This is a genomic window from Phreatobacter oligotrophus (assembly GCF_003046185.1).
Classification (GTDB): Bacteria; Pseudomonadota; Alphaproteobacteria; order Rhizobiales; family Phreatobacteraceae; genus Phreatobacter; species Phreatobacter oligotrophus.
In genome coordinates, this window is sequence record NZ_PZZL01000008.1 from 201,236 (window position 1) to 219,754 (window position 18,519).

Sequence of the window (18,519 nt, forward strand, 5' to 3'; positions counted from 1 at the left end):
CCCGGCAGCCATGCCCGTGGGGCAGGGGGCTTCAACCCGCAGTAGCCGAGGGGCGCCCGAGCCATGCCAGGTAGTCGGCCGCGCCATTGGCGAGGCCGAAGCGGGGCGTGAACCCCGTTGCTGCGGCAAGGCGGGAGAAATCGCTTCCCGGCCGGTCGGCGGGGATCTGGTAGCGCACCGTCGGATGGTCCGGATCGACGGCATGGCTCCAGCCTGGGAAGGCCGGCGCAATGGCCCGGCAGAAGGCCTCGATGGAAAAGACCTCCGGGCCGCCGAGATCGAAGATCGGCGCTGCCTCGGCGAAGGACGCCTCCGCCAGGGTCACGAGGGCTGCTGCCGCGTCGCGCGAATGCAGCCAGGCGCCGAAACCGGGCCGCGTCAGGCGCGTCGGCCGTCCGGCGAGTGCGTCCGCCACCACCTGCGCCGGGGCGGAGAGGATTTCGCGCACGCCGGTGTCGCGCTCGAAGGGGCCATAGACTCCGGCGATGCGGAGGATCGGCGTCGTCAGCCCATAGACCGCGCCAAGCCGCGTCGCGACCTCCTCGGCCATCTTCTTGGTGAGGCCGTAGAGCGCGGCCGGGACGGGCGGGTCGCGATCGACGCGGAAGCGCTCGGCATCGGCCTTGGCGAGGGGATAGACGCTCGCGGAGGAGCAGATGACGACGCGCCCGCAGCCGGCTTCGGCGGCCGCCTGCAGCACCGCTGCGGTGCCGCCGACATTCACCGAGACGATGCGCTCGGGATGGGCGCGCTCCATGTCGGGGCCGGCGGTGATGGCGGCGCCATGGATGACGGCGCGGGGCCGGCGCTCCCGCATCACGGCGGCGAGCGCCTGGGCGTCACGGATGTCGGCGAGCCGCACCTCGACGCCGGCAGGCAGCCAGCCGGGCTCGGGCGCATGGGCGGCGAGCACCACGACGTCCTCGCCGGCCCTGGCGCAATGGTCGACGGTCGCCGCGCCGACGAAGCCGGTTCCCCCGGTGATGAGAATGGTCACTGCGCGCCTCCGGCCGATGAGCGGGCATCATGGGCCGGTCCTGCGGCCCTCACCTAGGCCGGCCAAGGCGGAGCGGGCATTCGCGCCAAGCGCGCCTCAGGCGGCCCAGCGCGCCGCGTCCGGCTCGCGGCCGATGAGGGCGAGGCCATAGGCGATCGATTCGAACTGGTCGGCCTGGGTAAGGCGGTCGGCATCGAAACGGTCGGTGAAGAGGCGGCGGATGGCCGGCACGAAGGAGGTGCCACCGGTGAGGAAGACGCGGTCGATAGCCTTTTCGGTGACGCCGGCGCGGGCGAGCGCCTCGTCCACGGTGGCGCCGATGCGCGCCACGTCCTCGGCGATCCAGGACTCGAAATCGGCGCGGGCGATGCGGCCGGTGATTGAAACGTCGTCGGCGACGAAACGGAACTCCGCCTCATCCGTCGAGGACAGGGCCACCTTGGCGTCCGACACCGCGCGGTAGAGGGCAAGACCGAGGTCATAGTCGACGACGTCGATGAAGCGGCGCAGGGCTTCCGGCTCCAGCGCCACCTTCTCGAGGTCGCGCAGGCCCGCGAGATCGCCGTTCGACTTCATCATGGCGAGCTGATGCCAGCGGGCGAGATTGGCGTAGTAACGGTTCGGGACGGTCAGGACCTTGTCGAGGGAGCGATAGGACGAGCCCTTGCCGAGGGCGGGCGAGACCATGGCATCGACGATGCGATAGTCGAAACTGTCGCCGGCAATGCCGATGCCGGCATGGGAGAGCGGCGTCGCGGCAAGGCGGCCGTCCCTGCGCTCGAAGCGCATCACCGAGAAGTCCGAGGTGCCGCCGCCGAAATCGGCGACCAGCACCGTGGAATCGTGGTCGAGGGCGCGGGCATAGAAGAAGGCGGCGCCAACCGGCTCATAGACATAATGGGCATCGGTCAGGCCGAGGCGGCCGAAGGCCGAGCGGTAGCGCGTCATGGCCAGCGCCTCGTCCGGGTTCGTGCCGGCAAACCGCACGGGACGGCCGATCTGGACGCGCGCGTTTTCGAGGTCGAGCGGCCGGCCGGCGCGCTTCGCGGCGGTGCCGAGAAAATCGACCACCAGGTCCTCGAACCGCGTGGTGCGGCCGAAGATGCGCGTCTCCTGGAAGCTGGCGCTCGCCGCGAAGGTTTTGAACGACTGGATGAAGCGCTGCGGCCCGCCGCCGACCATGAGCTGGTCCATGGCGAAGGGGCCGCCCTCGACGCGGGTGGTGACGCGGCCGCCGGCGCGCTCCTGCCAATAGCAGAGCGCAGTGACGAAGCCCTTCAGGTCGGCCTCGCCATGGCGAAAGGTCACGGCCTCGGCACGGCCGTCCTCGTCCGCCACCGCGATGACGGTGTTGGTCGTGCCGAAATCGATGCCGATCGACAGCGGGGCGGGCTCGGCCACGGGCATGGGGTCCTTCGCGGGAAAGCGGCGGGGGATAGACCATCCGGGCGCCGGAGGCCAGCCCGGCGGTTGCCTGTGGGTTTCTCTGGGATGGGGAGGCGCGGGCGCACACGGGATGCTAGGAAGGCCCGTTCCGCGGATGAGGATGCGTGAGTCCCGATGAAGGTCGATATCGACATGGGGTCGCAGCCCGGAGGCAAGGCGGCCACGCTCGATCTCGAGGAGCTCCTGGCCACCCGCCTGCTGGTCCAGGGCAATTCCGGCTCCGGCAAGTCGCATCTGCTGCGCCGGTTGCTGGAGCAGAGCGCGCCCTGGGTGCAGCAATGCGTCATCGATCCGGAGGGTGACTTCGTCACGCTGGCCGACAAATACGGCCATGTGGTCGTCGATGCCGAGCGATCCGAGGCCGAGCTCACCCGCATCGCCGGCCGAATCCGCCAGCACCGCGTCTCCGTCGTGCTCAATCTCGAAGGGCTCGACGTCGAGCAGCAGATGCGCTGCGCCGCGGCCTTCCTCGGCGGGCTCTTCGATGCCGACCGCGACCACTGGTACCCGGTCCTCGTGGTCGTGGACGAGGCGCAGCTCTTCGCCCCCGCCGTGGCCGGCGAGGTCTCGGATGAGGCGCGCAAGCTCTCGCTCGGTGCCATGACCAACCTCATGTGCCGCGGCCGCAAACGCGGCCTTGCCGGCGTCATCGCCACGCAGCGCCTCGCCAAGCTCGCCAAGAACGTGGCGGCGGAAGCCTCGAACTTCCTGATGGGCCGCACCTTCCTCGACATCGACATGGCGCGCGCCGCCGACCTCCTCGGCATGGACCGCCGCCAGTCCGAGATGTTCCGCGACCTTGCCCGCGGCCATTTCGTGGCGCTGGGGCCGGCCATGTCGCGCCGGCCGCTGCCCGTCACCATCGGCCCGGTCGAGACCTCGGCCCGCTCCACCAGCCCGAAGCTGACGCCGCTGCCCGATGCGCCAGCGCCGGAGGATGCGCGCGACCTCATCTTCACGCCCTCGCCGGAGGAAGCCCGGCCCATGGCGGTGCGCCGGCCGCCCCCGCCGCCGCCGGTCTCCACCGCCGACATCCTCACCCAGCTCGCCAATGCCCGCCCGAAGGCGGAGGAACCGGCCGAGCCCATGCTCCCGATCATCGCCGAGGCCGAACATGCCGCGATGATCGACGAGGTGCTGCGCGAGATCCTCGCCGATCCGGACGCCGCCTTCCGCACGGTCGCGGTGCTCTACCAGGACTTCCTCGTGCGCTGCCGCATCCGCCGCGTGCCGGGCGAGCCACTGACGCTGGCCGATTTCCGCCGCCGCTTCGCCGTGGCGCGGGCCGGCGTCGACATGAGCCGCGAGGGCGAGGAGGGCTGGTCGCAGGCGGTGACGCTCTCCGCCGGGCTCCCCGACGACCTGCAGGGCGTGTTCCTGGTCATCGCCCGGGCGGCGCTCTCCGGCGCGCCGTGTCCGTCGGATGCGACCATCGCGCGGGTCTATGGCAGCCATTCGCCGAGCCGGGCGCGGCGGCTGCTCGCCTATTTCGAGGAGCGCGGGCTCTTCGTGACGCGCACGGATTTCCGGGGGCGGCGTGTGGTGGCGGCGCCGGACCTGAATTGCGAGACGGCGCCGGGCGATCCTGCCGGGCCGGCCGATCTCAGCCAGGACATGCCGTCGGCCGCGGAATAGGATCCGTCGGGGGCCGGCAGGCCGCGTCAGAGGCCGAAATGCAGGCTCACGATGGCAAGCTGCAACTCGGCGGCCTGGCTGGCAATCTCGCCGAGCCTGGTCATGAGCCGGGCGCGTGCTTCGTCCTCGACCGTCGCCGCGCTGATGCCCTGGGCGGCAGCGGCGAAGCGCTCGAGCGCCTGGGTCATGGCGGCTGTGGCGGCCAGGAGCGGCGTGGTCTCCACCGCTGATGCGGTGACGGCGCGCAAGGCGACCACGTTGTCGGTTTGCGGGATCGCCATGGGGGAGTCCTGTCATGTCAGGTTGACATGACGGAGCGTAAGGATGGAGTGGTCAAGGGAGGGTTAACGGTCCGTGCGCGCTCGTGGCGGCCCAAGGTTTCGCCGCAGCCCGGCACTCAGGCCCTCGCGATTGACAGGTATCGATGTACAGGATCGGATTGGGGTTCATCGGCCCTTCCTGGAGATCGTGCCGTGGGATCGTCTCTTCAGCGCGACCAATGCGCGGCTTGCCGGAACTGGCCATGACGACGCCGTCCCCCACGACTCCCCCGCTGTGGTTGCGCATCATCCGCTTCCCGCTGACGCGTCTCATCGTCCTCGGCGGGGCCCTGTTCGCCCTGATGGCGATCAGCGGCGGCTTCATGGAGCAGTTGAAGGGCGACACGCTCACGTCGATTGCCGTCGTGGCGGGGATGGTGGCGGCGGCCATCGCGGTCTACGTGGCCTATGCGCGCCTGATCGAAGGGCGGCCCTCTGACGAGTTCGCACTCGCCGGCGCAGCCAGGGAATGGGGCGCGGGGCTTGTCGTAGGGGCCGGGCTCTACACCGCCTGTGTCGCGATCCTGATGGCCCTCGGGATCTATCGGATCGAGGGGTTCAATCCCTGGACCTTCCTCATTCCGGCCCTCGCCTTCGCCCTGCATTCCGGCGTCTTCGAGGAGCTGCTGTTCCGCGGCGTGCTGTTTCGCTCCGTCGAGGACCTGTTCGGGAGCTGGATCTCGCTCATCGTCTCGTCCGCGGTGTTCGGCCTGATGCACCTCGTCAATCCCGCCGCGACCCTGACGGGCGCCATCTTCATCAGCGTCGAGGCCGGCCTGCTGCTGGCCGCCGCCTATATGCTGACGCGGCGGCTCTGGCTGAGCATCGGCTTCCACATGGCCTGGAACTATACCCAGTCGGCGGTCTTTTCCGGCATCGTGTCGGGCAGCGTCGCGGACCCCGGCCTCATCCGGCCCATCATCAGCGGGCCGGACCTCTTGACCGGCGGCAGCTTCGGCCTGGAATCCTCGGTCATCGCCTTCGCGCTCTGCACCGCCACCGGCATCACGCTGCTGGTGATGGCTGTGCGGCGTGGCAGGATCGTCCCGCCGCCATGGGCGCGGGGCGGGTGAGGGTAGGGCGGATCGCTGGGATTCGGGAAATGGCGGAGACGGAGGGATTCGAACCCTCGATACCCTTTTGGGGTATGCTCATTTAGCAAACGAGTGCCTTCAGCCGCTCGGCCACGTCTCCGTTGGGGCGCTTCTATGCCCGTCCCGCCGCTGATTTGCAAGGCGGGCGGCAGCACTGCTCACACCATCGCGCCCTGCAGGATGGCGAGCTCGGCGAGGGGCTCGGCGACGAGGTCATCGGCCGCCTCCTCGTGCAGCCAGGCGACGAAGGCCGCCACCTGCGGCTTGGCCGCGCCCGCGCTGGAGCGGATCAGATAATAGCCATGCGGGCCGTCGACCTGGCGGTCGAAGGGCGCGACGAGGGTGCCGGAGCGGATCGCCTCGTTGATCAGCGGCGAGACGCCGAGCGCCACGCCCTGGCCGTCCATTGCCGCCTGGATCATCTGGTCGTAGCGCGAGAAGCGCAGGGAGCCCGCGGGTTTCAGGTCCTCGATGCCCAGCGCCGTCAGCCAGGTGCCCCAGTCGAACCAGGTGCGGCTGGCGCCGTGATAGTCGAGGTGGAGGAGCGTGTGGCGCGCGAGGTCCTCCGGCTGTCGCAGCGGCGCGGCGGCATCCGTCACCAGCGAGGGGTGGCAGACGGGGAGGATGTCCTCGGCGAAGAGGCGCTCGGCGCCGGCCGGGGCGCGTTCCGTCTTGGTGTAGCGGATGGCGAGGTCGATCTGGCTGCGCTCGAGGTCGAGGATGCGGTCATTGGCGACGATGCGCACATCGACATGCGGGTGGAGGCGGGTGAAGCGCTTCAGCCGCGGGATGAGCCAGAGCGAGGCGAAGCCCGAGACGGTGGTCACCGCCAGCTGGTTGTCGGCATGGCGGGCGCGCATCTGGTTGATGCCGCCCTGCAGCCGGTCGAGCACGTCGGTGGCGATGCGGTGGAAGGCACGGCCGTCCTCGGTGAGGGCGAGGGCCCGGTGGCGGCGCTCGAAGAGCGTCACGCCGAGGTGCTCCTCTAGCGTCTTGATCTGGCGGCTCACCGCCGACTGGGTCAGCGCCAGCTCGTCCGCGGCACGGGTGAAGGAGAGGGTGCGGGCGGCTGCCTCGAAACCCTGCACGAAGCCGAGCGGCGGCAGGTCATAGCGCTTCCTTGCCATTCCTTCACCTCATGCATTGCGTGAGAATTGATCGTTTGTGCAGGTGCGAAGAGGCCTGCATTCTGTGTGTCACGGGCAGGGCATCGCAGCCGCCCCATCAGTCTGACATTCCCAATCCTCATTGCAAAGGGGGCGGCCATGGCCGACCACATGACCGATCGCGTCTATCTGCAGCGGGGCGGCATCGTTCGCCTGGAGCAGGTCGGGGCGCGCGTCACCTGCCGCAGCGGCGTGCTGTGGCTGACCTTTGCCGACGATCCGCGCGACGTGCTGCTGGAGGTCGGCGAGGACTTCGTCGTCGATCGCGAGGGCCTCACCCTCGTCTGCGCCATTGCCGGGCCTGCGGCGGCGGAGATCGACTGGCCCCGTGCGGCCGATGCGGTTGCCGAGGCCGAGCCGGCCGCGGACGATGCCCGCCGGGCGGCCTGAGCCATGGACCCGCACCGTCCGGTTCCCCGCAGCGTCGCCGCGGCTCCCGTCCAGCTGTTCCGCACCCGCGCCGGCGACCTCGTGCGCATTCGGCCCTTCGCACCGGAGGAGGCCGAGCGCCTCGGCGAGCATGTGGCGGGCCTGTCGCCGGCCTCGCGGCGCAACCGCTTCCTCGGCGGCCTGGCGCAGCTGACGCCCGCGGCGGCGCTCCGCCTCATCGGCCATCCCGACGGCCCGGTCACCGGCCTGGCGGTCGAGCGCCTCGACGATGGCGCGCCGCTGCTGGTCGGTGAAGGCGTGCTGGCGCTTGATGCCCACGGGGCGAACGCCGAGCTCGCTTTGTCGGTCGCCGATCCATGGCAGGGCAGGGGGATCGGCCGCAGCATCCTTGCGAGCATCGGCCTGCGCGCCGCCGCAGCCGGCGCGCGGCACCTGACCGGGGAGCTCCTCCACACCAACCACCGCATGCGCGCCCTCGCCCAGGCGGCGGGCTTTGCCGTCGCCTCCCACCGGCAGGATGCGCGGCTGCTGGCGATCACGCGTCCGCTGGACCATTGCCCGGGCCGGGAGGCGCTGGGCCTTGCGGCGTGAGGCCGCTTGACAGGCGCGGCTCTGCGGTCATAACTAAACAACATGGTTAAGCAACAGGCCGCACCCCTCGACCGAACCTTCCAGGCTCTCGCCGATCCGACCCGGCGGGCTCTGCTCGCCCGTCTCGGCGAGGCAGACGCCCTGTCGATCAGCGATCTCGCTCGGCCCTTCGCCATGTCGCTGCCGGCGGTGATGAAGCATCTGGACGTGCTGGCCGAGGCCGGCCTGGTGACTCGCACCAAGACCGGGCGCACCGTCTTCTGCCAGCTGAACGCCGATCCCATGGAGGAGGCGATGGCCTGGTTGAACCGTTACCAGATCTTCTGGACGCGCCAGCTCGACCGCCTGCAGGCCTTCCTCGAGGAGGAGTCATGTCCGCCCAAGCCCGCCCCCTCGACGCCGATCCCGGTCGCCGCATCGACGCCCGGCCCAGCCTCACCCTCCGGCGGTGGCTCAACGCCAGTCCCGCCCGCGTCTACGCGGCGTGGACGGACCCGCGGCAGCTAGCGCGCTGGTGGGGGCCGGGAACGCCCGAGGACATGCATGTCGTGGATCTCGACGTGCGGGTCGGCGGCCGCTTCCATGTCGGGTTCAGCTATGCCGGCGAGCGGCATGACGTGCACGGCACCTACAAGGAGGTCGTGCCCGGCGAGCGGCTGGTCTTCTCGTGGTTCTGGGGTTCGACGCCGGAGCGCGTGTCGCAGGTGACGGTGCGCTGCCGGCCGGACGGGGATGGCTGCATGCTCACCCTCATCCACGAGCAGTTCGTCGACGAGGCTGCCCGCCTTGGCCATACGCGCGGCTGGACTGCCTCGCTCAACCGTCTGGAAGCGCTGTTCGCGCGGGAGCACCTGGCATGACCGATGGATCGATGGTGCTGCACTATGCCGAGACGCTGATGCCGCGGAAGGCCTGCTTCGTCGCGCGGCATCTCCGCTCGCCCGTGGCGTTTCGCCCGATCGACCTCGGGCGCGGCGAGCACAAGGGGCCGGCCTTCAAGGTCCTGAACCCCAACGGCAAGGTGCCCGTCCTCGTGGATGGTGACCTCGTCCTGTGGGAGTCGGATGCGATCATGATGCATCTGGCGCTCGCCGCCGGCTCGGACCTCTGGCCAACGGCTGCGCGCGAGGCGGTGGAGGCGCAGCGCTGGCTGAGCTGGGCGGCGCATGAGTTCAATCCGCAGGCCGGCACGCTCTATTTCGAGCATGTCATCCGCCCGCATTTCGGCTTGGGCGACGTCGATGCCGCCGCCGATGCGACGGCTCGCAAGCGGACGCGGGCGGGGCTCGCCGTGCTGGAGCGCCATCTGTCGGGCCGGACCATGCTGGTGGGGGATCGCCTGACCCTCGCGGATGTCGCGGTCGCGATCACCTTTCCCTACGCGGCGGCCGCCGGCATTCCGCTGGCCGATTATCCGGCCGTGGCCAACTGGAACGCCCGCCTCGAGGCACTGCCCTTCTGGCTCGATCCCTTTCCGCAGGCTGCCGCCGCGCATTGACGAGGTCCAGGAGCCGGGGAACGGCTCCGCCCGCTCCCCCGCCGGCGGTCCGCCCGCCGGTGGCGGAGCGGCTTCTTCGCGTCACCCTCCGAAGCGGGTCGCGACCTCCTCGGCGAAGGCGAACTCACCGATCAGGCGGACGCCGCCCATCCAGACCTCCGAGACCTCGCCCTCGGCATCACGGACGCGGGTCGCCGCCTCGCCGGGCTGGTTGAAGCCGGGCGCACGGGTGATGAGGCCGGCATCGAGGCCGGTGACGGTGATCTCGCTGACCTCGGCCAGCGGCGGGTTGAGCGCCGGCGGGCTCGCCAGCACCTTGTCGCCGGCCGGCACCAGGTCCATGGCGCCCCAGAGCGTCCACCAGCGGCCGGCCCAATCGGCGACCTCCGCGCTGGGTGCGCCTCGCGTGCGGAAGACCTTGAGGATCTGGGCGATGCCGTCGACCCAGAGCTGGGCCGGTCCATCGATGGCATTGGTCAGGACGGAGATCGTCACATCCTCGGCGGGGAAGACCGCCGTGCGTGACAGCGTGCCGGCGAAGGAGCCGGAATGGCCGAACCAGTCCCACCCGGCGACGCTGCCGGAGATGGTGCCGAGGCCGTAATAGCGCTCCAGCGTGCTTTCGCTGTCGCGCCAGTGGCGACGGGTCATGTCGCGGCGGGCGGCGGGGGAGAGCAGCGTCGCGGGCGATGAGGGCGACAGCTGCGCGAAGAAGCGGGCGAGGTCGGCGGCGGTCGAGACGAAGCCGGTGGCCGAGGCGAGGTCCGCGGTCGGCGCATCGCCGGGAATGACGAGGCGGCGGCCATAGGGCAGGCGGGTCGAGTGGCCCTTGGCCAGTGTGCCGGCATTCATCAGCCCGATATCGGCATAGGTCTCGGTCAGGCCGGCCGGGCCTACGATCTCGCGCATAATCCAGTCGCGGTAGTGCTCGCCGGTCACCGCCTCGATGACGAGGCCGAGAATGCCATAGCCGTGGTTCGAATATTTGAACCGCTGGCCAGCGGGGAGCGGCGGGGCCAGCGCCAGCTCGGCCCTGAGCTGCGCGGCGGTGAGGAAGGGGCGGGTGCCGGGGAAATAGCCGGCATCGGCGCCGTCACGGACATAGCCGGCGCTGTGGGAGAGAAGCTGGGAAAGGGTCGCGGCGGCGGCGTCCTCGTGCAGCCCCTGGACGAAGGTGCCGGCCGCATCGTCGAGGCGCAGCAGGCCGCGATCCTTCAGCTTCAGGATGGCGGCGGCGGTGAAGGTCTTGGAATGGGAGGCGACGCGGAAGCGGTGGCGGGGCGTGAGCGCCTCGCCGGTCCCCAGGTCCGCCGTGCCGAAGGCCTCCTCCAGCACCACCTCGCCGCGATGGGCGATGGCGATCGAGCAGCCCGGCTGGTCGAAATGCTGGACCTGGAAGTCGATCCAGCGCGGCACATAGTCGAGCGCAGCCTTGAGCCAGGCGTCCATGATCCGATCCCCGTCTTCGGTGTCGGTGGACTGTGGCACGGCCTTAGGCCCACGGCCAAGCGGCGCCGCTCCCTATGGTGAAGCGGCGCCGGGCGGGGCGTCAGGCGACGGCGAGCTTCTTCTCGATCACGCGGGCATAGAAGGCCGCGGCATAGGGCAGGAGCTTGTCATTGAAGTCGTAGGCGGGATTGTGGACCTGGGCGGAATCGCCGTTGCCGATGTTGATATAGGCGCCCGGCACCTTCTCCAGCATGAAGGAGAAGTCCTCCGAGCCCATGATGAGGCTGCGGTTGCGGTCGACATGCTGCTCGCCGACGAGTTCAGCCGCGACGTCGGCCGCGAACTCCGCATGTTCCGGCGTGTTGTAGAGCGGCGCGAAGATCAGCCGCCAGTCGACTTCGGCCGTCGCGCCGAAGCCGGCGGCGACGCCCTTGGCCATGCGGCGCATGTTGTCCTCGATCAGCTTGCCGATCTCCGGCTTGAAGTAGCGCGCCGTGCCACGGATCCAGGCCGTGTCAGGCACGACATTGTAGGCGTCGCCGCCCTCGATCCGCGTCACCGAGATGACGCCCTGGTCCACTGCGCCGATGTTGCGCGAGACGATGGACTGCAGCGCGGTGACGATCTGGCAGGCGGTGAGCACCGGGTCGACGGAATGTTCGGGATGGGCGCCGTGGGAGCCGCGGCCCTGCACCTTGATGTCGAAGAAGGCACCGCCGGCCATCATCGGGCCCGGGCGGATGGCGAACTTGCCGACATCGAGCTTCGGCGAATTGTGGAAGCCGAAGACGGCATCGCAGGGGAAGCGGTCGAAGAGGCCGTCGGCCAGCATGGCATTGGCGCCGCCGACGCCTTCCTCGGCCGGCTGGAAGATCAGCGTCACGGTGCCGTCGAAGTTCCTGGTCTCGGCGAGGTACTTGGCCGCGCCCAGCATGCTCGCGGTGTGGCCGTCATGGCCGCAGGCATGCATGCGGTTCTCATACTTGGAGCGATAGGCGAGCTGGGTAATCTCGTGCATCGGCAGCGCGTCCATGTCGCAGCGCAGGCCGATGGACCGCGGCGAGGAGCCGACCTTGAGGCGGCCGACGACGCCGGTCTTGCCGACATTGCGATGGACCTCGTAGCCCCAGCCCTCCAGCGCCTTGGCGACGATCTCGGAGGTGCGGGTCTCCTCGAAGCCGATTTCCGGATGGGCGTGGAAATCATGCCGCCAGGCGGTCATTTCGGGGGCGAGGGCGATGATCTTGTCGGGAAGGGCCATGGCTGATCCGGAACGCGCGGAAGGGGCAGGGGTGCCCCGGAGCGCGAACCTTAGCCGGGCCTCGTGCTGCGGGCCATGCAGGCGGCGGGACGGCTCACGGCCGAGCCATGCGTGGCAGCCATGCCTTGGCGCTTGCCGCGTTGCACGATGGACGGGTCGCGGACAGGATGCCGCATCTTTGGTCCTGCCCGGAAAGTGCCCACCCCATGGAACCCTGCGACCTCACCGCCATCGAGGCCCGCCGCCTCATCGGGGCGAAGAAGCTCTCGCCGACGGAACTGCTGGAGAGCTGCCTTGCCCGCATCGACGCGGTGGACCCGGCGGTGAACTGCATGGTGGCGCGGGACGACAGCGCGGCCCGTACAGCGGCAAAAGCGGCCGACGCGGCGGTCATGCGCGGCGATGCCCTGGGGCCGCTCCACGGCCTTCCCGTGGGCGTGAAGGACCTTGAGAACACCAAGGGCCTGCGCACCACTTATGGCAGCGTGATCTTCAAGGATTTAGTGCCGCCGGAGGACCAGCTCATCGTCCGCTCGGTGCGTGAGGCGGGCGCGATCATCGCCGGCAAGACCAACACACCGGAATGGGGTGCCGGCGCCAACACCCGCAACGCCGTCTATGGCGCGACGGGCAATCCGTTCGATCCGACGAAATCGGCTGCCGGCTCCTCTGGCGGGTCGGGCGTTGCGCTTGCCTGCGGCATGGTGCCGATCGCGACGGGCTCGGACACGGGCGGTTCGCTGCGCAACCCCGCCGCCTTCAACGGCATTGTCGGCTTCCGCCCCTCGCCGGGCCTGGTGCCGAGCGACAAGCGCCCGCTCGGCTGGAATCCGCTGAGCGTGCTCGGACCGATGGCGCGGACCGTGCCGGACCTGTGCCTCCTTCTCTCCACCATGGTCTCGGACGATGCCTGCGATCCGCTGGCGACGACGATCCACGGCAAGGCGGTGCGCCGGTCCGAGGATTTCGCTGTTCCCGCCGAGATCGACCTCGCGGGCCTGAAGGTCGCTGTGACCCCGGATTTCGGCTTCTCGCCGACGGAGAAGCATATCCGCGAGGTCTTCGCCGAGAAGGTCGGGCTCTTCGCCCATCTCTTCGGCGCCGTGGACGAGGCGACGCCCGACTGCACCGGCACGGACGAGACCTTCGAGGTGCTGCGCTCGGTCGCTTTCATGGCCGGCATGTACGAGCGTGTCAGGGACACGCCCGAGCTCGTCGGCCCGAACGTGCGCGCCAATGTGGAGGAGGGGCTCACCTATTCCGCCCTCGACGTGACGCGGGCGCTGAAGCAGCAGACCGTGCTCTACAAGACCTGGCAGCAGTTCTTCGGCCGCTACGACGTGATCCTGTCACCGGCGGTGACGCTGAGCCCCAGGCCTTGGTCCGAGCTCTTCCCCGCCGAGATCGACGGCAAGGCGACACGGACCTATTTCCACTGGCTCGCCAATGCCTATGCGGTGACGACGGTGGGCCATCCCGCCATCTCGCTGCCTGTCGGCCTCGACCGGGCCGGAATGCCCTTCGGCCTGCAGATCGTCGGCCCGCGCGGCGGCGACGCCAAGGTGCTGGCGGTGGCCGCGGCGCTGGAGCGGGAGCTCGCCGGCGACACGCGCACCGCGCGCCCGGTCCCTGACATTGCGGCGCTCGCCAAGGCCCGGCCCATCAGCGGCATGCCCGGCTTCCTCGGTTTCGACTGACCCAATATTGCAAGACGGCCGGCGTGGCGCGACGATCCGCGCCGGCCTGATCCTTTTCAACGACCCATGAGGATGTGATCGATGATGTTGAACCGACGGACGCTGGTGAAGGGCGCAGCCGCAACCCTGGTGGCAGCGCCGGCCCTGGCGCAGGACTGGCGCGGCACCACCCTGCGCTTCATCCCGCAGGCGAACCTGTCGTCGCTCGACCCGATCTGGACGACGGCGACCGTCACCAACAATCACGGCTACTACGTCTACGACACGCTCTATGCGGCGGACATGGACTTCGTGGCGAAGCCCCAGATGGCCGAGGGCCACGAGGTGCTCGACAATGGCCTGCGCTGGCGGTTCAAGCTCAGGGCGGGGCTGAGGTTCCACGATGGCGAGCCGGTGCGCGCCCAGGACTGCATCGCCTCGATCATGCGCTGGACACAGCGCGATGCCTTCGGCCAGCTGGTCGGCCGCGTGGTCGATGACTGGGCGGTGATCGACGACCGCACCTTCGACCTCAAGCTGAAGAAGCCCTTCCCGCTGCTGCTCGACGCTCTCGGCAAGCCCGACACGCCGGCCTTCATCATGCCGGAGCGCCACGCCAAGACCGATGCCAACCGGCAGGTGACGGAGATGGTGGGCTCCGGCCCCTATCGCTTCGTGGCAGGCGAGTACAATTCCGGCAGCCGGGCGGTCTATGAGAAGTTCGCCGATTACGTGCCGCGCCCGGAGCCCGCGAGCCGCGGGGCCGGCGGCAAGGTCGGCCATTTCCAGCGGATCGAGTGGCACATCCTCCCCGATCCCTCCACCGCCGCCAATGCGCTCACCCGTGGCGAAATGGACTGGTGGGAGCGCCCGCCGGCCGACCTCCAGCCGCTGCTCGCCCGCAACCGCGACGTGGTGCGCGAGGTGACCGATGCCTCGGGCCGCATCGCCATCATGCGGCTCAACCACCTCCACCCGCCCTTCAACAACCCGAAGGTGCGCGCTGCCGTCCGCATGGCGGTTTTCCAGGAGGACTACATGCGGGCGACTCAGGGCGACGACACCTCGGCCTGGCAGCTTTGCCGCAGCCTCTGGCCGAAGGGCACGGCCTACTACAACGGCGAGCAGGAAGACCTGATGCCGCAGTCCATCGCCCGGGCGACCGAGGCGCTGAAGGCCTCCGGTTATGCCGGCGAGAAGGTGGTCATCATCAACCCGACCGACTTCCCGGACATCGGCCCGCTCGGCCAGGTGACCGCCGACATCCTCAAGCGCATCGGCATGAATGTTGAACTCGCCGAGACCGACTGGGGCACGGTGATCCAGCGCCGCGGCAGCCGCGAGGCGGTCGACAAGGGCGGCTGGAGCATCTTCCACACCACCGGCCCGGCGCCGGGCTGGGGCACCCCTGCCACCTCGCTGCTGGTGCGCGGGCAGGGCGCCCGCGGCTGGTTCGGCTGGTGGGAGAGCGCGAAGGCCGAGCAACTGACCCAGGAATGGCTCGATGCCCCGGACGAGGCCGGCCAGAAGAAGGCCGCGCATGCGCTGGGTCGCCTGGCGCTGGAAGAGGTGGCGACCGTGCCGCTCGGCCAGTTCACGCTGAAGACCGCCTATCGCAGGACGCTCACGGGCATGCCGCACGGCTCGGCGCCCTATCCCTGGAGCGTCAAGCGCGCCTGAGGCCCCACGGCGGGTCCCATAGGCGGCGGGTCCAGGCACCCGCCGCTGTCCGGTCTCAGATATGCGAGCCCTGTGCCGCGTCCTCGCGGATCACGGGCGATGTCGGCTTTGCGGCGTCCGGTCCGGGCGCCGCCGGTCCGGAGCGTGCTTCGCCCGCCACGACCTCGTCGATGATGCCGCGGGCGATCTCGCGCTCGCCCATGATGACGGTGCCCGCGCCGAGGCTCGTGAGGTGATCGACCTCGGCATCGGAATGGGCGCGGGCGATGATGCTGATCCCGGGATTGGCGGCCCGCGCCGTCTCGACGATCTGGCCGGCCTCGAAGGCATTGGGGATGGCGACGATGAGCCGCCGCGCCGCCGCGACATTGGCGCTGGCGAGGATGTCCGCCCGCGCGGCATTGCCGTTGATGGACTCCACGCCCTCCGCATGCAGGCGGGACTGCGGGCGCGCCGCATCCTCGATGACGCAATAGGGCAGGTTGCGCTGCTGCAGGGCGGCGCCGACGAGGCTGCCGACGCGGCCATAGCCGACGACGATTGTATGGCCGCTGAGCGCCGTCGTCGGGGGTGCGTCCTCCTCGATGGCCGCGGGACGGGCCGCCTGCGCCGCAGGCTCCGCCTCAGGCGGCGGCGCGGCGGAGAGATTGAGGCGGCGCTTCAGCCAGCCGACACCGGCGAAGACCGCCGGGTTCAAGAGGATCGACAGGATGGCGCCGGCGAGGATGAGGTCGCGGCCCTGTTCGGGCAGCAGTTTCAGGCCGACGCCGAGCTCGGCGAGGATGAAGGAGAATTCGCCGATCTGGGCGAGCGAGGCGGAAATGGTGAGGGCGGTGCCTGCCGGATAGCGGAAGGCCATGACGATCAGGAAGGCCGCCAGCGACTTGCCGACGACGATGATGAACAGCGTCGCGAGGATCGGCCAGGCGCCGGTGAGGAGGCTCGCCGGATTGAACAGCATGCCCACCGAGACGAAGAACAGCACGGAGAAGGCATCGCGCAGCGGCAGGGATTCCTCCGCCGCGCGGTGGCTGAGCTCGGACTCGCTCATGATCATGCCGGCAAAGAAGGCGCCGAGCGCGAAGGAGACGCCGAAGAGCTTGGCCGCGCCGAAGGCGACACCGAGCGCGATGGCGAGGACCGCGAGGCGGAAAAGCTCCCGCGATCCGGTATGGGCGACATAGTGCAGGACCCAGGGGATGACCTTGCGGCCGAGCCCCAGCATGACCGCGACGAAGCCGGCAACCTTCAGCAGGGTCACCAGGACGACGCCGCCGACGCCGAGGCCGAGCCACTGGACGATCGGGTCGCTGGCCGCGCCCGGCAGGGGCTCGCCGCCGAGCAGGCCCGCCACGGCTGGCAGCAGGACGAGGGCGAGGACCATGGCGATGTCCTCGACGATGAGCCAGCCGACGGCGATCCGGCCGCGCTCGGTCTCGATGATGCGGCGCTCTTGCAGGGCGCGCAGCAGCACCACGGTGCTGGCCACCGAGAGGGCGAGGCCGAAGACGATGCCGGCGCCCATGGGCCAGCCCAGCGCCCAGGCGAGCGCCATGCCGAGGGCCGTGGCGGTGGCCATCTGCACGACGGCGCCGGGGATGGCGATGGCGCGGACGGAGAGCAGATCCTTCAGCGAGAAATGCAGGCCGACGCCGAACATCAGCAGGATGACGCCCATCTCGGCGAGCTCGGTGCCGAGCTTCTGGTCGGCGACGAAGCCGGGCGTGTGCGGGCCGATGACGATGCCGGCGAGGAGATAGCCGACGAGGGTCGGTAGCTTCAGCCGGTTGGCGATGGCGCCGAAGACGAAGGCAAGCCCGAGACCGGCGACAATGGTGGCGATCAAGGGCGTGTCATGCGGCATCGGCGCGAAATCCTCATCAATTGTCGGTGGAAAGCGGCAGAAGTTGCCACTCCCGACAGTATGGGGATGGGGGATGGCCGCGGCAATGCGAGAAGCGCGGCAGGTTGCCGCGCCTCACGGAAAAGTTGGACAAGATCAGAGGCTTAGGTGGTTTTCAGATACCGGAGGCGAGGTATCCGCCGTCCACGGCGATCACCGTTCCCGTGACGAAGCCGGCGCCGGGCGAGGCCAGGTAGACGGCAGCGCCGACCAGTTCCTCGGTCTTGCCCCAGCGGCCCATGGGGGTGCGGCGCAGCGCGTTCTCCTTGCGCTCCGGCGGCATCTTGGCGGCGTTGAGCTCGGTCATGAAGAAGCCGGGCGAGATGGCGTTGACGCGGACGCCGGCGGTCGCCCATTCGGCCGCCAGCGTCTGGGTGAGGCCGACGATGGCGTGCTTGGTCATGGCATAGGGGCAGGCGCGCGGCCAGCCGCGATGGGCCGAGAGCGAGGCGATGTTGATGATGGCGCCCTTGCCGCGCTCCACCATGGCGCGGCCGAAGGTGGTGCAGGAGAAGAAGACGCTGGTCTGGTTGGTGCGGAAGATGTGCTCGACCTCCTCGGGCGTGAAGTCGAGCGTCGGCTTGATGATGGTCGTGCCCTGGCAGGGCACCAGCACGTCGATGGGGCCGAAGTCGCGGGCAACGGTCTCGGCAAGGCGCGCGAGGTCCGCCATGTCGGTGACATCGGCCACATAGCCCTTCGATCCGGGATGGGCGGCGGCGAGGCGGTCGGCGGCGACGCGGAGCTTGTCGGGAGAGCGGGCGGCGATCGCCACGCGCGCGCCCGCGGCCGCGTATCCGTGCGCGATCGCCTCGCCGATGCCGCTCGACCCGCCGATGACGAGGGCATTGAGCCCGGCAAGGGACAGCGAGGTGGAGGGGGCAGGGGAGGCGGCGGATGCGGTCATGGCGTTCCTCGGGACTCATGGGCCTTTTTCGTGGCCCTTCCGGCAAGGTGCCGGGATGCGGGCAGGGAGGCAAGGGCGGGCGCTGCGGGGCGGAAAACCGTCCCAGATTGCGCCGAGTCTTTTCCGGCGGAGAGCTCCGAGTCGGCGGGCCACGGTGATGGACGCGGCCGTCCGCAGCGCGATGCGGTTGGAGGGCGGACACCCCCCGAAGACGTCGAAATGCAATCGCAGAGCCCCGTTGCCCGGCGGCACTCGCCTCAAGCGAGTGGAATGGGTGCAATTGGCGCGGGTTGTACCCAGGCCCCCGAGGCAGACGATCTCCCTTGTTTAGGACATCCGTCTTAGTTGGTTTGATTCGCTCCGAGCCTTCTTCTCGGCGCTGCGGCGGGCTTCGTTGCCCTCTCGGGCGCTCAGGCAGCGGATCTCCCGGGCAAGGCTGCTCCCGCCGAGTACGTTCGCATCTGCGACACCTACGGCGCGGGCTTCTTCTTCATCCCGGGTTCCGA

The 18,519-nt window shown here is 69.8% G+C and carries 17 protein-coding genes, 1 tRNA gene and 1 pseudogene; 10 read left to right on the plus strand and 9 right to left on the minus strand.

What is annotated here, in order from left to right; all coding sequences use genetic code 11:
* Nucleotides 1-31: 31 nt before the first annotated feature.
* A complete protein-coding gene (locus C8P69_RS17835) occupies nt 32-997 on the minus strand; it encodes an NAD-dependent epimerase/dehydratase family protein (protein WP_170118289.1) in 966 nt (321 codons plus the stop codon).
* Between the two features lie 96 nt (nt 998-1,093).
* Complete coding sequence (locus C8P69_RS17840) at nt 1,094-2,404, minus strand: Hsp70 family protein (protein ID WP_108178784.1); 1,311 nt, start codon at nt 2,402-2,404, stop codon at nt 1,094-1,096.
* A gap of 153 nt (nt 2,405-2,557) precedes the next feature.
* On the opposite strand from C8P69_RS17840, the gene C8P69_RS17845 reads away from it, so the two are divergent.
* Complete coding sequence (locus tag C8P69_RS17845; RefSeq protein ID WP_108178785.1) at nt 2,558-4,078, plus strand: helicase HerA domain-containing protein; 1,521 nt, start codon at nt 2,558-2,560, stop codon at nt 4,076-4,078.
* 26 nt (nt 4,079-4,104) lie between these two features.
* Here the strand turns inward: C8P69_RS17845 and C8P69_RS17850 are convergent, their stop codons facing one another.
* Nucleotides 4,105-4,359: a hypothetical protein gene (locus C8P69_RS17850; RefSeq protein WP_108178786.1), complete on the minus strand. Its 255-nt coding sequence runs from the start codon at nt 4,357-4,359 to the stop codon at nt 4,105-4,107.
* Nucleotides 4,360-4,601: 242 nt separating this feature from the next.
* Between C8P69_RS17850 and C8P69_RS17855 the strand changes: the two genes are divergently transcribed.
* Complete coding sequence (locus C8P69_RS17855) at nt 4,602-5,471, plus strand: CPBP family intramembrane glutamic endopeptidase (protein WP_108178820.1); 870 nt, start codon at nt 4,602-4,604, stop codon at nt 5,469-5,471.
* Between the two features lie 30 nt (nt 5,472-5,501).
* Here the strand turns inward: C8P69_RS17855 and C8P69_RS17860 are convergent.
* A tRNA-Ser gene (locus C8P69_RS17860) sits at nt 5,502-5,592 on the minus strand.
* Between the two features lie 58 nt (nt 5,593-5,650).
* Nucleotides 5,651-6,619 carry a transcriptional regulator GcvA gene (gene gcvA, locus C8P69_RS17865; RefSeq protein WP_108178787.1) on the minus strand — a complete coding sequence of 323 codons (969 nt, stop codon included), beginning with the start codon at nt 6,617-6,619 and terminating at the stop codon, nt 5,651-5,653.
* A gap of 138 nt (nt 6,620-6,757) precedes the next feature.
* Between gcvA and C8P69_RS17870 the strand changes: the two genes are divergently transcribed.
* From C8P69_RS17870 to C8P69_RS17890, 5 genes are read left to right on the plus strand one after another with little or no spacing between them, the layout of a single operon-like run.
* Nucleotides 6,758-7,048, plus strand: a complete 291-nt coding sequence (locus C8P69_RS17870) for a DUF2917 domain-containing protein (RefSeq protein ID WP_108178788.1) — start codon at nt 6,758-6,760, stop codon at nt 7,046-7,048.
* Nucleotides 7,049-7,051: 3 nt separating this feature from the next.
* Nucleotides 7,052-7,639 carry a GNAT family N-acetyltransferase gene (locus tag C8P69_RS17875; RefSeq protein WP_108178789.1) on the plus strand — a complete coding sequence of 196 codons (588 nt, stop codon included), beginning with the start codon at nt 7,052-7,054 and terminating at the stop codon, nt 7,637-7,639.
* Between the two features lie 42 nt (nt 7,640-7,681).
* Entirely contained in the window at nt 7,682-8,146 is a 465-nt protein-coding gene (locus C8P69_RS17880; protein ID WP_108178790.1) for an ArsR/SmtB family transcription factor, read from the plus strand.
* Nucleotides 8,056-8,499, plus strand: a complete 444-nt coding sequence (locus C8P69_RS17885; protein ID WP_108178821.1) for an SRPBCC family protein — start codon at nt 8,056-8,058, stop codon at nt 8,497-8,499. Before C8P69_RS17880 ends, C8P69_RS17885 begins: the two co-directional genes overlap by 91 nt.
* Nucleotides 8,496-9,137 (plus strand): glutathione S-transferase family protein, encoded by a 642-nt coding sequence (locus C8P69_RS17890; protein ID WP_245902114.1) that lies wholly within the window; start codon nt 8,496-8,498, stop codon nt 9,135-9,137. The genes C8P69_RS17885 and C8P69_RS17890 overlap by 4 nt, the downstream gene beginning before the upstream one ends.
* Before the next feature lie 81 nt (nt 9,138-9,218).
* Here C8P69_RS17890 and C8P69_RS17895 read toward each other — a convergent pair whose 3' ends face one another.
* Together C8P69_RS17895 and C8P69_RS17900 are read right to left on the minus strand one after the other, a co-directional pair.
* On the minus strand, nt 9,219-10,586 hold the full coding sequence (locus tag C8P69_RS17895) for a serine hydrolase domain-containing protein (RefSeq protein WP_108178791.1): 1,368 nt from the start codon (nt 10,584-10,586) through the stop codon (nt 9,219-9,221).
* Nucleotides 10,587-10,686: 100 nt separating this feature from the next.
* A complete protein-coding gene (locus C8P69_RS17900; protein ID WP_108178792.1) occupies nt 10,687-11,847 on the minus strand; it encodes a M20 aminoacylase family protein in 1,161 nt (386 codons plus the stop codon).
* 206 nt (nt 11,848-12,053) lie between these two features.
* On the opposite strand from C8P69_RS17900, the gene C8P69_RS17905 reads away from it, so the two are divergent.
* On the plus strand, nt 12,054-13,544 hold the full coding sequence (locus tag C8P69_RS17905; RefSeq protein WP_108178793.1) for an amidase: 1,491 nt from the start codon (nt 12,054-12,056) through the stop codon (nt 13,542-13,544).
* 81 nt (nt 13,545-13,625) lie between these two features.
* Entirely contained in the window at nt 13,626-15,203 is a 1,578-nt protein-coding gene (locus C8P69_RS17910; RefSeq protein WP_245902115.1) for an ABC transporter substrate-binding protein, read from the plus strand.
* A 55-nt stretch (nt 15,204-15,258) separates the two neighbouring features.
* On the opposite strand, the gene C8P69_RS17915 is transcribed toward C8P69_RS17910, so the two are convergent.
* Both C8P69_RS17915 and C8P69_RS17920 read right to left on the minus strand, forming a co-directional pair.
* A complete protein-coding gene (locus C8P69_RS17915; RefSeq protein ID WP_108178794.1) occupies nt 15,259-17,067 on the minus strand; it encodes a cation:proton antiporter domain-containing protein in 1,809 nt (602 codons plus the stop codon).
* Nucleotides 17,068-17,221: 154 nt separating this feature from the next.
* Nucleotides 17,222-18,013: an SDR family NAD(P)-dependent oxidoreductase gene (locus C8P69_RS17920; protein ID WP_108178795.1), complete on the minus strand. Its 792-nt coding sequence runs from the start codon at nt 18,011-18,013 to the stop codon at nt 17,222-17,224.
* 363 nt (nt 18,014-18,376) lie between these two features.
* Here C8P69_RS17920 and C8P69_RS17925 point away from each other — a divergent pair.
* Nucleotides 18,377-18,519 (plus strand): annotated as a pseudogene (locus C8P69_RS17925) (porin); the annotation flags it as partial.

What these genes read in the sequence shown, in the direction of transcription:
- C8P69_RS17840 (WP_108178784.1), bottom strand. Translation starts at nt 2,404, where the DNA reads ATGCCCGTGGCCGAGCCCGCCCCGCTGTCGATCGGCATCGATTTCGGC.
- C8P69_RS17845 (WP_108178785.1), top strand. Translation starts at nt 2,558, where the DNA reads ATGAAGGTCGATATCGACATGGGGTCGCAGCCCGGAGGCAAGGCGGCC.
- C8P69_RS17850 (WP_108178786.1), bottom strand. Translation starts at nt 4,359, where the DNA reads ATGGCGATCCCGCAAACCGACAACGTGGTCGCCTTGCGCGCCGTCACC.
- C8P69_RS17855 (WP_108178820.1), top strand. Translation starts at nt 4,602, where the DNA reads ATGACGACGCCGTCCCCCACGACTCCCCCGCTGTGGTTGCGCATCATC.
- gcvA (WP_108178787.1), bottom strand. Translation starts at nt 6,619, where the DNA reads ATGGCAAGGAAGCGCTATGACCTGCCGCCGCTCGGCTTCGTGCAGGGT.
- C8P69_RS17870 (WP_108178788.1), top strand. Translation starts at nt 6,758, where the DNA reads ATGGCCGACCACATGACCGATCGCGTCTATCTGCAGCGGGGCGGCATC.
- C8P69_RS17875 (WP_108178789.1), top strand. Translation starts at nt 7,052, where the DNA reads ATGGACCCGCACCGTCCGGTTCCCCGCAGCGTCGCCGCGGCTCCCGTC.
- C8P69_RS17880 (WP_108178790.1), top strand. Translation starts at nt 7,682, where the DNA reads ATGGTTAAGCAACAGGCCGCACCCCTCGACCGAACCTTCCAGGCTCTC.
- C8P69_RS17890 (WP_245902114.1), top strand. Translation starts at nt 8,496, where the DNA reads ATGACCGATGGATCGATGGTGCTGCACTATGCCGAGACGCTGATGCCG.
- C8P69_RS17895 (WP_108178791.1), bottom strand. Translation starts at nt 10,586, where the DNA reads ATGGACGCCTGGCTCAAGGCTGCGCTCGACTATGTGCCGCGCTGGATC.
- C8P69_RS17900 (WP_108178792.1), bottom strand. Translation starts at nt 11,847, where the DNA reads ATGGCCCTTCCCGACAAGATCATCGCCCTCGCCCCCGAAATGACCGCC.
- C8P69_RS17905 (WP_108178793.1), top strand. Translation starts at nt 12,054, where the DNA reads ATGGAACCCTGCGACCTCACCGCCATCGAGGCCCGCCGCCTCATCGGG.
- C8P69_RS17910 (WP_245902115.1), top strand. Translation starts at nt 13,626, where the DNA reads ATGATGTTGAACCGACGGACGCTGGTGAAGGGCGCAGCCGCAACCCTG.
- C8P69_RS17915 (WP_108178794.1), bottom strand. Translation starts at nt 17,067, where the DNA reads ATGCCGCATGACACGCCCTTGATCGCCACCATTGTCGCCGGTCTCGGG.
- C8P69_RS17920 (WP_108178795.1), bottom strand. Translation starts at nt 18,013, where the DNA reads ATGACCGCATCCGCCGCCTCCCCTGCCCCCTCCACCTCGCTGTCCCTT.